This is a genomic window from Bradyrhizobium aeschynomenes (assembly GCF_013178945.1).
Lineage (GTDB): Bacteria > Pseudomonadota > Alphaproteobacteria > Rhizobiales > Xanthobacteraceae > Bradyrhizobium > Bradyrhizobium aeschynomenes.
On sequence record NZ_JABFDM010000006.1, the window covers coordinates 98,541 to 111,580 of the forward strand.

At 66.4% G+C, this 13,040-nt stretch carries 10 protein-coding genes; 3 read left to right on the plus strand and 7 right to left on the minus strand.

What is annotated here, in order from left to right; all coding sequences use genetic code 11:
* Positions 1–6 precede the first annotated feature (6 nt).
* The 4 genes from HL666_RS18720 to dusB form a co-directional block, all read right to left on the minus strand.
* Positions 7–2,352 (minus strand): sensor histidine kinase NtrY-like, encoded by a 2,346-nt coding sequence (locus HL666_RS18720; RefSeq protein ID WP_172182909.1) that lies wholly within the window; start codon positions 2,350–2,352, stop codon positions 7–9.
* Between the two features lie 178 nt (positions 2,353–2,530).
* Positions 2,531–3,973 (minus strand): nitrogen regulation protein NR(I), encoded by a 1,443-nt coding sequence (ntrC, locus tag HL666_RS18725; protein WP_172108835.1) that lies wholly within the window; start codon positions 3,971–3,973, stop codon positions 2,531–2,533.
* A 9-nt stretch (positions 3,974–3,982) separates the two neighbouring features.
* A complete protein-coding gene (locus tag HL666_RS18730) occupies positions 3,983–5,158 on the minus strand; it encodes a two-component system sensor histidine kinase NtrB (protein ID WP_172108833.1) in 1,176 nt (391 codons plus the stop codon).
* Positions 5,155–6,156: a tRNA dihydrouridine synthase DusB gene (dusB, locus tag HL666_RS18735; protein ID WP_172183256.1), complete on the minus strand. Its 1,002-nt coding sequence runs from the start codon at positions 6,154–6,156 to the stop codon at positions 5,155–5,157. Before dusB ends, HL666_RS18730 begins: the two co-directional genes overlap by 4 nt.
* 395 nt (positions 6,157–6,551) lie before the next feature.
* Here dusB and HL666_RS18740 point away from each other — a divergent pair, with 395 nt between their 5' ends.
* Both HL666_RS18740 and HL666_RS18745 read left to right on the plus strand, forming a co-directional pair.
* Positions 6,552–7,733 (plus strand): bifunctional 2-C-methyl-D-erythritol 4-phosphate cytidylyltransferase/2-C-methyl-D-erythritol 2,4-cyclodiphosphate synthase, encoded by a 1,182-nt coding sequence (locus HL666_RS18740; protein WP_172182911.1) that lies wholly within the window; start codon positions 6,552–6,554, stop codon positions 7,731–7,733.
* Positions 7,734–8,018: 285 nt separating this feature from the next.
* A complete protein-coding gene (locus HL666_RS18745) occupies positions 8,019–8,630 on the plus strand; it encodes a CinA family protein (protein WP_172133103.1) in 612 nt (203 codons plus the stop codon).
* A gap of 296 nt (positions 8,631–8,926) precedes the next feature.
* Here HL666_RS18745 and HL666_RS18750 read toward each other — a convergent pair whose 3' ends face one another.
* On the minus strand, positions 8,927–9,274 hold the full coding sequence (locus HL666_RS18750; RefSeq protein WP_172182913.1) for a YjiS-like domain-containing protein: 348 nt from the start codon (positions 9,272–9,274) through the stop codon (positions 8,927–8,929).
* A 247-nt stretch (positions 9,275–9,521) separates the two neighbouring features.
* Positions 9,522–10,079, minus strand: coding sequence for an HD domain-containing protein (locus HL666_RS18755; RefSeq protein ID WP_172182915.1), 558 nt, complete (start codon positions 10,077–10,079; stop codon positions 9,522–9,524).
* An 846-nt stretch (positions 10,080–10,925) separates the two neighbouring features.
* Between HL666_RS18755 and HL666_RS18760 the strand changes: the two genes are divergently transcribed.
* Positions 10,926–12,188 (plus strand): methyl-accepting chemotaxis protein, encoded by a 1,263-nt coding sequence (locus tag HL666_RS18760; RefSeq protein WP_172182917.1) that lies wholly within the window; start codon positions 10,926–10,928, stop codon positions 12,186–12,188.
* Positions 12,189–12,566: 378 nt separating this feature from the next.
* Here the strand turns inward: HL666_RS18760 and HL666_RS18765 are convergent, their stop codons facing one another.
* Positions 12,567–13,040, minus strand: coding sequence for a type II toxin-antitoxin system RatA family toxin (locus HL666_RS18765; RefSeq protein ID WP_172182919.1), 474 nt, complete (start codon positions 13,038–13,040; stop codon positions 12,567–12,569).

The window sequence follows — 13,040 nt, forward strand, 5'->3', positions numbered from 1 at the left end:
GTCTCGTCAGCTGCCGGTTGCGGCTTGGATTTTTGGTTGATCATTGGTCGCTTGAACGGTGCCCGCGGTTTCCCCGCTGGCCTCGGTCGTCTGCGTATTGCTCGAAGCGGCCGCGAGCTCCTTCGACCCGGGCTGCTGCGCGGCCTGGCCGGACACCGCAAAGCGCAGCCGCATCCAGGCCCCGCGCTGACCGGAACGGAAGTCGGACGCGTCTTTCAGCTCCAGCTTGCCGCCATGGTCTTCCAGCACACGGCCGACGATCGCGAGCCCGAGGCCGGTGCCCTTGGCGCGCGTGGTGACGTACGGCTCGAGCAGCCGCTGCCGTGCCACCTTCGGCAGGCCGATGCCATTGTCGATCACGTCGATCAGCACGTCGTCGCCTTCGCGCGAGGCCACGACGTCGATGCGCCCCTTGCCGAGCTCCGCCTCGGGCACCACCTCGATCGCTTCGGTCGCGTTCTTGATGATGTTGGTCAGCGCCTGCGAGATCAGCCGGCGATCGAACTGCGCGCGCAGCGGGTCCTGCTTGATCTCGGTCTCGATATCGATCTCGGGATGCGCGACCTTCATCAGGAACACGGCCTGACGCACCGTGTCGGCGACGTCCTCGCCTTCCATCACCGGCTTCGGCATCCGCGCAAAGCGCGAGAACTCGTCGACCATTCGCCTGATGTCGTCGACCTGCCGCACGATCGTCTCGGTACATTGCTCAAATACGGCCTTGTCCTCGGTGATGACCTTGCCGAATTTGCGGCGGATTCGCTCGGCCGAGAGTTGAATAGGCGTCAGCGGATTCTTGATCTCATGCGCGATGCGGCGCGCGACGTCGCCCCAGGCCGAGGTGCGCTGCGCCGACACCAGTTCGGTGATGTCGTCGAGCGTGATGATGTAGCTGTCGCGTGCCTGGTTGGTCTGCTCGGCGGTGACGCGCACCGAGAGATTGCGCTCATGTCCGTCGCGCTGGATCGTGATCTGCCCCTGCACCAGGCGCTGCTTGCCCTCGCGCGCGGTCTTCATCATGTCGTCGAGCTCGGGCAGCACGTCCGACAGCGGATGATCGAGCACCTCCTGCTCGGCATGACCGATCAGCTTCTCGGCGGAGCGGTTGAGGATGCCGACGCTGCCGGACGCATCGACGCCGATGATGCCGGCGGAGGCCGACGACAGCACCGCCTCGATGAAGCGCCGCCGGCTGTCGATGAGTTCGCTGGCGCTGACCAGCTCGTCGCGCTGGGTGCGCAGCTCCTGCGTCATCTTGTTGAAGGTGTGGCCGAGCTGGGCGAGATCGCCTTCGGAGCGATGCTCTGGGACCCGGACGTTGAGATCGCCGGTCGCAACCGTGTGCGCGGCGTTCATCAGCTGCCGGATCGGCGACACCAACCAGTTGGCGAAGTTCAATCCGATCAGCACCGAGGCCATCAGGATGGTCAGCGCGATCACCGCGAACATCAGGGCGAAGGCGACCTGGATGCCGAGGCGGCGCGACTCGACCTGGGCGTATTCGGCGACCGAGGTCTCGGTCTGCTTGAGCTGCGCGATCACCCGCGGATCGAGCAGCCGCGCGACGTAGAGGAAGGTGTCGTTGAAGGCGCGCAGGCGGATCACGGCGGCGACGTAATTGGCGTCGGGGAACACCGCGATCTGCGGCTCGGTCTCGTTGACGTTGCTGAGGAAGTCGGCCGGCGGCGTCTGGAAGGTCTGCTGGATGCCGGTCTCGGCGGTCTCCAGGACGTTGCGGTCCTTGTCGATCAGCATCGCGCCCGGCAGATTGCGCGAGGCGGCGCTGGCGGTGAGCAGCTCGCGGAACGTGCCGCGGTCCTGGTCGTAGAGCGGCCGGGCGTGCGCGATGTCGTTGGCCATGCCGAGGATATCGCCGCGGATCAGCTGGGCATGCTCATAGGTGTAGGCGCGGGCCACCGTCAGCGAGTTCTGGATTGCCTCCTTGGCGGGCCCCGAGAACAGCCGGTCGAGACCGCGGTCGATGGTGACGTTGGCGACCAGCGACACCAGAACGGCCGGCAGCACCGCGATCACCGAGAACAGGCTGACGATCTGGACATGCAGGCGCGCCGCGGCCCGGCCCCGCCGCCGCGCCTGGACCATCTGCCAGACCTCGCGGATGATGATCCCGACCAGGATCAGGATCGTTCCGGCGTCGATCAGCAGGAAGGTGCTGACGACCTCGGGCGTCGGCTCGATCGGGCTCAGGCCCACCAGCACGATGAAGGTCAAAAAGGCCGACAGCAGTGCGAGCCCGACCGCCACCGGCGCCAGCCAGGTGCGCCAGGTCCAGCGCCGGCCATCGGCGGACGAGGAGTCGAAGGGGGTGGCCGAGGCCTCTGCGCTGGTCATTCCGGCAATTGGTGTGATGCTGAACGCGGCACGTCCGGGAATCGGACTGATGCATTCCTACCACGCTGTTGCCAAATTGCGACAAATCCGCGGCGCGGGAGGGCGTCGCGGATTTGTCTACAATATTTCTCATCTGCGGCCGTCCCGGCCGGGCCGGTATGGTATTATTTAACCGTCATCAACCGCCGCTGCGGTAGACCTGGATGTCGAGGTCACGGATCTTCTTGCGCAGCGTGTTGCGGTTGAGGCCGAGCAAATCGGCCGCGCGGATCTGATTTCCCCGTGTCGCCGCCAGCGCGGCGGTGAGCAACGGGATCTCGATTTCCTTCAGGATGCGGTGATACAGGCCCGGCGGCGGCACGCCGTTCGGAAATCCCTGGAAATGCGACGACAGGTAGGCCTCTACCGCGCCGCCGAGATTGTCGATCGAAGTCGGCGTGTTGGAGCCGGTGGTCACCGCCGGCGGCGCCAGCTCGCCATCGATCACCGACGCGGTGATGACGTCCTGCGGATACAGCGCGGCGAGGCGGCGGGCGAGATTCTCCAGCTCGCGGACGTTGCCCGGCCAGCGGTGCTGCTTGAGCCGTTCGAGCGCGGCGGCATCGAGCTTCTTTGGCGGCAGCCCGTCCTTCTCGGCCAGCGCAAAGAAGTGGCGGACGAGATCCGGCAAATCCTCGATGCGCTCGCGCAGCGGCGGCAGCCGCAGCGGCACGACGTTGAGGCGGAAGAACAGATCTTCCCGGAACAGACCCTGCTGGATCAGGATGCGCAGGTCCTTGTTCGACGCCGCGACGATACGCACGTCGGTCTTGATCGGGGTGCGGCCGCCGACGGTGGTGTACTCGCCCTGCTGCAGCACGCGCAAAAGCCGCGTCTGCGCCTCCATCGGCATGTCGCCGATCTCGTCGAGGAACAAGGTGCCGCCCTCGGCCTGCTCGAACCGGCCGGAGGCGCGGGTGTTGGCGCCGGTGAACGCGCCGCGCTCGTGGCCGAACAATTCCGATTCGATCAGGTCGCGCGGGATCGCCGCCATGTTGACGGCGACGAACGGGCCGTTGCGGCGCTTGCCGTAATCGTGCAGCGCGCGCGCCACCAGCTCCTTGCCGGTGCCGCTCTCGCCGGAGATCATCACCGTGAGGTCGGTCTGCATCAGACGCGCCAGCACGCGGTAGATGTCCTGCATCGCCGGCGAGCGGCCGACCAGCGGGATCGATTCGAACTCGCTGTCATCGGGCTGGCTCGCCGCCCGCTCCTTCGGCTCGGCCAGCGCGCGGCCGACGATCGCGATCAGCTCCTTCAGGTCGAACGGCTTCGGCAGATACTCATAGGCGCCGCGCTCGGAGGCCTTGATCGCGGTCATGAAGGTGTTCTGCGCGCTCATCACGATGACCGGCAGGTTCGGCCGCATCTTCTTGATCCGCGGCAAGAGGTCGAACGCGTTCTCGTCGGGCATCACCACGTCGGTGATGACGAGATCACCCTCGCCCTGGCTCACCCAGCGCCACAGCGTCGCGGCATTGCCGGTCAGCCGCACCTCGTAGCCGGCGCGTGACAGCGCCTGGTTCAGGACCGTGCGGATGGCCGTATCGTCGTCGGCAACGAGAATGCTACCTGCAGGCATAGGTGGTCCTCAATTTGATCCCTGAGAGGCATGCAACGGCGTCCCCGAAACGTCATCGCGATTGCTTTGGTCTGGTTGTTTGCTTGCGCTGTACATCGGCATCAGCACCCGGAAGGTCGTCTTGCGCGGCTGCGACTCGCACTCGATGATCCCGCCATGGTCGCCGATGATCTTGGCGACCAATGCAAGACCGAGGCCGCTTCCTGTCGGCTTGGTGGTCACGAACGGATCGAACAAATTGGGCATCAGGTCTTCCGGCACGCCGGGGCCGTTGTCCTTGACGCAGAACTCCAGCGGCAGCGACACGCGCGACTTCTTGCCGGGTACCGACAGCCGCACGCCCGGGCGGAACGCGGTGGTCAGCTGGATCTCGGCATCCGAACCGAGGTCGACGACCGCCTCGGCGGCGTTCTTGACCAGGTTCAGGAATACCTGGATCAGCTGATCCTGGTTGGCCAGCACGGGCGGCAGCGACGGGTCGTAGTCCTCGATGAAGCGGATGTTGCGGGCAAAGCCCGACTGCGCCAGCCGCTTCACGTGGTCGAGCACGGAGTGGATGTTGACCGGCCCGCGCGCCACCGGGCGGTCGTCGCCGAACACCTCCATGCGGTCGACCAAAGTGACGATGCGGTCGGCCTCGTCGCAGATCAGCCGGGTCAGCATGCGGTCCTCGGACGAGGCCTGCTGCTCCAGGAGCTGCGCAGCGCCGCGGATGCCCGACAGCGGGTTCTTGATCTCATGCGCTAGCATCGCGGCCAGCGCGATCACCGAGCGCGCGGCGCTGCGGTGGGTGAGCTGGCGGTCCATCTTGTCGGCGATGGTGCGCTCCTGCAGCATCACCACGATATGGCCCGGCCGCTCCGGCAATGGGGCGACGTGAAGATCGACGAGCCGGTCTGCGCCGGTGCGCGGCGTGCCCAGATCGACCTTGTACTCGTTGACCGGCGCGCTGGTCGTCCGCACCTGGTCGATCAGCGCCAGCAAGGGACTACCGAATGGCACAAGCTTCTTCAGCGACTGCCGCTGCAGAAACTGCGTCGAGGAATCGAAGAACGATTCCGCCGCCATGTTGGCGTCCATGATCATGCCGTCCGGGCCGATGACGAGCACCGGATTCGGCAGAGCGTTGAGGATGGCGTCGCCATCCGAGGGAAGGCGCTTGCGCTGTTCTGCGGCTGAGCTCATGCGGCTGCACTCCAGGCAAAATCGTCGAAGGCGTCACGCAGCGCCCGATGCACCAGGGACGGCTGCTCGGATGTCAGGATACGCTCGCGCCACGCCTTCAGTTTTTCGGCAGGCGCGTCGGCGTGCCGGGCGGCGACGTCGAGCCCCCAGCCGAGATGCTTGCGGGCGTGGCGCAGGCCGACACGCTCGCCATAGTGGCGGCAGATCTCGTCATAGAGCGCCGTGAGAAGTGCGAGCTGCTGCGCCAGCTCCGGCGCTCCCTCCTCCGCGCCGCCGTCGAGGCGGCGGCCGATCTGGCCCGGCAGCCAGGGGGCGCCCTGCGCGCCCCGGCCGATCATCACGGCATCGGCGCCGGAGGCGTCGAGCGCCTCGCGCGCATCCGCGTAGGTGGTGATGTCGCCGTTGACGACGACCGGCAGGTCGACGGCATCCTTCACCGCGCGCACCGCGCTCCAGTCCGCCTCGCCCTTGTAGAACTGCTGCCGCGTGCGGCCGTGCACGGTGATCAGCTTTACGCCGGCGGCTTCGGCGCGGCGCGCCAGCTCCGGCGCATTGAGGCTGCGCTCGTCCCAGCCGAGTCGCATCTTCAGGGTGACCGGCACGTCGACAGCTTCGACCGTCGCCTCGATCAGGGTCAGCGCATGGTCGAGATCGCGCATCAGCGCCGAGCCGGACTGGCCGCCGGTGACATGCCGCGCCGGGCAGCCCATGTTGATGTCGATGATGTCGGCGCCGCCATCCTCGGCGACCTTGGCGCCCTCGGCCATCCAGTGCGCCTCGCAGCCGGCGAGTTGCACCACATGCGGCCCGATGCCGCTGGCCTCGCAGCGCAACCGGGATATCCACCGCCCGCGCACCAGATCGTCGCTTGCGGTCATCTCGGACACCACCAGCCCGGCACCGAGCTCGGCCGCGAGTCGGCGAAACGGCGCGTCGGTGATGCCCGACATTGGCGCGAGAATGGCCCGGTTCGCGAGCGAAACGTCGCCTATCTTCAAAGCGTTGGCGGGTGTATTGGCCGGACCGGTCACGAACGACTCTTAAAGCTCTTCCGACGCATCATTGCGTCTGCCTGCACTGTTGAGCACAATTCTTGGGCAGTCAAGCGTCATGCCTACACTTTAGCCAAAACCCCCAGCATTTCAAGTGCAGTGCAGCAAATTATGCTTGTTCGGCAGTCATGGTAAACCCTTGAGCCGCCGGATTTTTGCATGGCTCGCGGGCGACTTCCGCGAGCCGGTCGTCGGACCCACGATGCGTCCTGCACCTGCGTCGGGATTGCAGCCGCCGCTCATGCAATGTGTGATCCTGCTCGCTTAACATCCTCTGCAGATGTAAGAAGCCGCGACCATTCACCGCTTCCTCATCTCCTCAGCACCGATACCCTGTTCCCATGACGACTTCTCAGCGGACTGCAGCCATTCTCGTCGCGGCCGGACGCGGCCTGCGTGCCGGCGCCGGCGGTCCGAAGCAATACCGCACGATCGGCGGCCGCACCGTCATCCATCGCGCGCTCGCGGCGTTCGCGGATCATCCCGACGTGGCCGTCGTGCAGCCGGTGGTGAACCCCGATGACATCGACGTCTTCAATGCCGCGGTATCGGGCCTGCGCCACGAGGCGCCCGCGCATGGCGGCGCGACGCGCCAGGCCTCGGTGCTATCAGGACTCGAAGCGCTGGTGCCGCACAAGCCGGAGATCGTGCTGATCCACGACGCCGCCCGCCCCTTCGTGACGCCGGCGGTGATCTCGCGCGCGATTCAAGCTGCGAACAAGACCGGCGCCGCGATCCCCGTCGTGCCGGTCACCGACACGATCAAGGAGGTCGGCGCCGGCGGTGACATCACCGCGACGCCGGAGCGCGCCAAGCTGCGCATTGCGCAGACTCCGCAGACCTTCAAGTTCGAGGCGATCCTCGAGGCGCATCGCCGCGCCGCGCGCGAGGGCCTCACCGAGTTCACAGATGATGCGGCGATTGCCGAATGGGCGGGATTGACCGTCGCGACCTTTGAGGGCGATGTTGCCAACATGAAGCTCACCACACCGGAAGATTTCGTGCGCGAGGAAGCGCGGCTGGCAGCCTCGCTCGGCGACATCAGGACCGGCACCGGCTACGACGTCCACGCCTTCGGCGAAGGCGACCATGTCTGGCTGTGCGGCCTGCGTGTGCCGCATAGCAAGGGCTTCCTGGCCCACTCCGACGGCGACGTCGGCCTGCACGCTCTGGTTGATGCAATTTTGGGCGCCCTGGCCGACGGCGACATCGGCTCGCACTTCCCACCCTCCGACATGAAGTGGAAGGGCGCCTCCTCCGACCAGTTCCTGAAATACGCCATCGAGCGCGTCACCGCCCGCGGCGGCCGCGTCGCCAATCTCGAGGTCACGATGATCTGCGAGCGCCCGAAGATCGGCCCTCTCCGCGACCAGATGCGCGCCCGCATCGCCGAGATCTCCGGCGTCGACATCTCCCGCATCGCGGTGAAAGCCACCACCAGCGAACGCCTCGGCTTCACCGGCCGCGAGGAAGGCATTGCAGCGACCGCCAGCGCGACGATCAGGTTGCCGTGGGGTGGGTAGCGAGTGGGACTGGATCGATCTGACTGGTTGGTGGAGACCTCCGCCACCGACATTGACCTACGAGATCGATCCAATCCGAGTTTGAGTCGAGCTATCACCGCGACAGCGGTGCGCCCCCTCGCCCCGTTCTTACGGGGAGAGGGTTGGGGTGAGGGGCAGCCGCACGGGAAGTGTGTGCGGATAGCCCCTCACCCGAGCCCATGGAAGCGTCTCGAATCCATCGGGGCACTCTATTTTCGGCGCGGTGTTGTTGAAGTAGCTATCGCTTCGAGGATGAGCGGGGACATGGCGAGCGAACGTCAAATCGGCTCCACCAGCGCGCTGGCCCGCTCGCTGCTCGACCTCTGCCGGTCGCGCAAGCTGATGATCGCGACCGCCGAGTCCTGCACTGGCGGCCTGGTCGCCGCGGCGCTGACCGAGATCCCCGGCTCCTCCGACGTCATCGACCGCGGCTTCGTCACCTACTCCAACGAGGCCAAGCGCGCGATGCTCGGCGTCGAGGCCTCGACCCTGCAGACCTTCGGCGCCGTCTCCAAGGAGACCGCGATCCAGATGGCCGTCGGCGCGCTCGAACGCGCCGACGTCGACCTCGCGGTGGCCATCACCGGCATCGCCGGCCCCGGCGGTGCCACCCCCGGCAAGCCGGTCGGCCTCGTGCATTTCGCCGTCGCCGCCCGCGACGGCCGCATCACCCACCGCGAACACCGTTTTGGTGCCATCGGCCGCAGCACGGTGCGGACACGGTCGGTGATCGAGGCGCTGCGGATGCTGATGGAACTGGCAAGGCCGCAGGTGCCGGCGAAGCCGAAGCGCGCGGCGGCGACCCGGCTGCGTCCACGCGTGGCACGGGCGCCGCGGCTGCATCCGGTGAAGCGGCCGAGACGGCCGCGGACTTAACTGGCCACAGGATGCGGGCCGCACGAGTCGTGAAGCGAAGCCTCAGAGACCGTGCTTGGCCCATATGGCCTTGATCTCGTCTGCCGCCTCAACCTCCGTCGTCATCCCCGCGAAAGCGGGGATCCATAGCCACAGAATCCCGTGTGGCGGCACGTCGGTGGCTCAGATCTCATTCCACCACACCTGCTGCGGCGTATGGATTCCGGGTCGGCGCCTCCACGGCGCTTCGCGCCGTTCCGGCTTGCCCGGGATGACAATTGTGGGTGGGCCGCCACTTCGGTCTCAGCTCGAAGTCCTCATGCGCGCCAGAACGGCCGCCGGCACAGCCGCCGCGCTTCGTCGCGCGTCAGGCCGTAGTCCTCCAGCACCTCGTCGGCGAGCCAGGGCAGCTCCCTGACGAAGCGGCGCCGCTCGCGCCAGCGTGCCCACCAGAGCCGAAGCAGCGATTTTGACTCGGGCTCAGCGCGGGCGGGGTCGGCAACCACATGCGGCAAGTAGTAGACGTTGCCTCCAGGCTTCGGCGAAGCAGGACGTCGCGCGGAGCGATCGCGACCGCGCTCGAAGATCCGCGGCCCATGCGCGACACCACGAAATCCGCGCGTGCCGATGGCGCTGAGGCTCGGATCGTCGGTCGTGCTCTGCATGGCGGACTCCCTTGAAAAGAAGAACCTGCCGGCAACAAAAAAGCCGCCAGGTTCCTGGCGGCTGTTCGGATCAAAAACTGCAATTCATCAGATTGCGCGTGATCCTCCCGCCGCCCGCGAGCTACGGTGCGTCCAACGACCGAAACGATGGGTGGCGACGGTGATCATGGTTGGCTCTATAGCTGATCGATCTGAGGTTGTCATCTGCCGGTCCGGCCAAAGATCGGCACCCGCCCTGTCCAATCCGTCAGGCCGGAAAAGCGTCCACCGTCCGCGCAAGCTGCCGCGCCAACGGTCCCGGCAACACCTGATCGAAGATCCCGCTCAGCGTGCGGTAGTACCAGATCGTCCCATCTTTTCCGCCGCTGAAGCGCTGCCACACAGCGTCGCCGACCTCGGCGAAGTCGCACGCGATCGCCTCGGCATTGTCGACCTTGTCCGCGAGAGAGACCAAGAGCGATGACGCGGGCTTGTGCGGCAGCTTCGCGAGATAGGCTTCCTTTCGGGGACGCCATTCCGGCTTCGGCTCTACCCAGGAATCCGTACAGTCCGCGACGATGTCGGCGACGCCATCACCGAACCGCCGGCGGATCTCGTCCAGAATCGGCTGGCCGCCCTGGTCTTCGGCGGCGTCGTGCAGCAGGCCGGCGATCGCCTGCACCTCGCTGCCGCCGGCGGACAGCACACGGCTGGAGACGCTCAGCAGATGCGCGATGTAGGGCACGTTGCTGCCCTTGCGGAATTGGCTGCGATGCAGCTGCGCTGCATAGACCAGCGCGTCGTCGTAGATTGTCGAGAGTGACATCGGTTCGCTTTCTTCTCCTCGTGATCGCAGATCATCGTCGCAGACGTGAGATGTAGCCAGTCGCCCCAGGGGACATCGTGCGCCAGCATAGCCCGCCCGTCGGGCAAATCAGCAATGCTCCCGGCTTGCGGCGGTCGCCGTTTCCACCCTGCAGCGGCCGGAAAGCGAAGCAGAAGCCGTGCGTCGCGCGGCGAATTTCTCCTGTGCATTCAACACCCGACTCACTGTCCAGTCCTCACAGCAAAAATATCCTACTTTCATTTTTCCGAATTTCATGTTTTCTCCCCTCATCCCGCCTCGACACGAGGGACGTATCGCGATCGTCACGAGACGCGAGGTGGGGAGGCGATGGCCGCCGGTGAGCCGCAGCGCGTCCAAGGACGTGCCGACGAACGGCTCTGGGCGGACGTGAAGTCGCAGCGTCCTGACACCCCGATGCTGGTGTCACGCCGGCGGTGATGATCCGCCGGTCACGGGGGCAAGACAGCCGGTCCCCGGGGAGACTGCGTATAAGCGTGAAGACCATCGCGCAGGGAATGCCGGATGTCGGCTGAACCTGTGGTGACTGCCGCCTGCTTTTTTGTTGCAGGCGGGCCATGGGTTGCGGCCAGCGCCCGGCATTCCCTGCGCCCTCGTGATTGTCCGAGGGTGATCGACGAGCACAGCCCGGGCGTTATCGCGCCGCGGAAGACGCGGCTGCACGCCCGCAGCCACTCACACCCGTATTTGTCCGGACCGCGCCCCTCCCGATGAATATCGCTCACCGGCCGTGCGCCGAAAGGTTTTGGTTAATTTTGTCCTGCTAGCTCTCGCTCATTCTTCTCTGACAGTGGATTCGGTATCCCCATGGCTTTCTTCTCCGGCAAGTCGGCTGATCGCGTGCACAACCTCCTGATGGCCGAGCTGTTCGAACGCCATCGCGACGCCATCCTGGTGATGTCCGAGGGCAAGATCATCGCCTGCAACGAAAGTGCGGTGCGCTTCGGCGGTTTCCGCAGCAAGCAGGATCTGCTGTCGCGCTCGCCGGCGGCGATGGCGCCGGAAGTCCAGCCCAACGGCAAGAAATCCGCCGACATGGTGCGCGAGATGGACGCCAAGGCCAAGCGCGAGGGCCACGCCAGCTTCGAATGGACCACCAAGCGCGCTGACGGCAGCCCGGCGCTGGTGCAGATCACGCTGGTGCCGACCACGATCGAGGGCCAGACCTACGTCTTCAGCTTCCGCCGCGATCTCTCCGACCTCGTCGCCGCGCGCGAGGAGAAAAAGCGTGCGCTGGACCGGATCGCCAAGGATTTCGAGGCTAGCGTCGGCGCGATCGCCAATGCCATCTCCGGCGCCTCGCGGGAGGTCGAGACCACGGCGGCCTCGCTGACCACGACGGCGGATCAGGCCGCGCAGCGTGTGGCGCTGGTGGCCTCGGCTTCGAGCTCGGCGTCGTCCAACGTCCAGTCGGTGGCCGGCGCGACTGAGGAGCTGTCGACCTCGGTCAGCGAGATCAACCGCCAGGTCGCGACCTCCTCGACCATCGCCGCCGAGGCGGTCGAGGCGTCCTCGCGCACCAATGATCTCGTCAACAGCCTCGCGGACGCCGCCGCCAAGATCGGCGCGGTCACCGACATGATCAACGCGATCGCGAGCCAGACCAACCTGCTGGCGTTGAACGCGACCATCGAGGCAGCACGCGCCGGCGATGCCGGTCGCGGCTTCGCCGTCGTGGCCTCCGAGGTGAAGAGCCTGTCGAGCCAGACAGCCAAGGCGACCGACGAGATCTCGGCCCACATCAGCGCGATGCAGCGCGCCACCAGCGACACGGTCGCGGCGATCCAGGGCATCGGCGGCACCATCGGCCAGATCAGCGAGATCGCCAAAACGATTGCGACCGCGGTCGATCAGCAGGGCCACGCGACGCAGGAGATCGCGCGCTCGGTGAGCCAGGCCGCCAGCGGCACCCGCGAGGTCGCCACCAACATCGGCTCGGTCAGCCAGACGGTGGAATCCGCCGGCGGCGCCGCGCGGCAGATGCTGGGAGCTGCGGGTCAGCTCTCCAAGCATGCCGACGAGCTGCGCGGCAAGGTGAAGGACTTTTTGACCGCCGTGCAGGCGGCGTAGGGTTCGGTCGTCCACGGCTGACGTCGGCGCTCAGGACGGCTCCGCGGGTTTAGCTCGCGGAGCAGCTGTTTGAAGACGTGGATAGGATTTTGAAGCCAAGTCGCGCTGGCAGCGGCTCGGCCGGTGCAGCTCTGCTCTGAGTTGGCACGCGGCCAACCCCACCCTCCGCTGTCGTCCCGGGCAAGCCGCAGCGGCGCAAAGCGCCGCGGAGGCGGTGACCCGGGATCCATACTCCGCGGCGGATGTGGTGAGACGAGTTGGAAACGACGGGCGTGCCGCCACACGGCACCCTGTGGTTATGGGTCACGGCGTTCGCCGGGACGACAGCGGAGACTGGGGCGCGGCCGGAGATCGATCGCTGGCGGCGATCAACGAGCCTTACGTCGACGACACCGCCGCCTTACGCCCATAGATCGCGTCGGCGCGCTTCTCGAACGCCGCAGACATCCGTGCGAACACCGTGTCGAACATCGAGCCCATCAGCATCGACAGCATCCGGCTCTTGAATTCATAGGCGATGAAGAACGACACGTCGCAGGCGCCCTCGCCGCTCGGCTCGAAGCTCCAGCGGTTCTCCAGGCTCGAGAACGGCCCGTTGACATACTCGACCAGGATCTTACGGCCCGCGCGATCGAGCGTGACGCGGCTGGTGAAGGTCTCGCGTACCAGCTTGAACGACACCGTCATGTCGGCGACGATCATCTCGGTGCCGTCGGGCCGCTGGGTGCGCTGGCGCACCACCAGCCGCTGGCACAGCGGCACGAACTCGGGATAGCGCTCGACATCGGCGACCAGGTCGAACATCTGGTCGGCCGTATGCGGCACGCGGCGCTTGTTGGAAAATCTCGGCAT

Excerpts from the sequence above, each read along its gene's own strand:
- HL666_RS18745 (WP_172133103.1), top strand. The coding sequence starts at position 8,019 with ATGGCGAGCGAACGTCAAATCGGCTCCACCAGCGCGCTGGCCCGCTCG.
- HL666_RS18730 (WP_172108833.1), bottom strand. The coding sequence starts at position 5,158 with ATGAGCTCAGCCGCAGAACAGCGCAAGCGCCTTCCCTCGGATGGCGAC.
- HL666_RS18765 (WP_172182919.1), bottom strand. The coding sequence starts at position 13,040 with ATGCCGAGATTTTCCAACAAGCGCCGCGTGCCGCATACGGCCGACCAG.
- HL666_RS18720 (WP_172182909.1), bottom strand. The coding sequence starts at position 2,352 with ATGACCAGCGCAGAGGCCTCGGCCACCCCCTTCGACTCCTCGTCCGCC.
- HL666_RS18760 (WP_172182917.1), top strand. The coding sequence starts at position 10,926 with ATGGCTTTCTTCTCCGGCAAGTCGGCTGATCGCGTGCACAACCTCCTG.
- ntrC (WP_172108835.1), bottom strand. The coding sequence starts at position 3,973 with ATGCCTGCAGGTAGCATTCTCGTTGCCGACGACGATACGGCCATCCGC.
- HL666_RS18740 (WP_172182911.1), top strand. The coding sequence starts at position 6,552 with ATGACGACTTCTCAGCGGACTGCAGCCATTCTCGTCGCGGCCGGACGC.
- HL666_RS18755 (WP_172182915.1), bottom strand. The coding sequence starts at position 10,079 with ATGTCACTCTCGACAATCTACGACGACGCGCTGGTCTATGCAGCGCAG.
- HL666_RS18750 (WP_172182913.1), bottom strand. The coding sequence starts at position 9,274 with ATGCAGAGCACGACCGACGATCCGAGCCTCAGCGCCATCGGCACGCGC.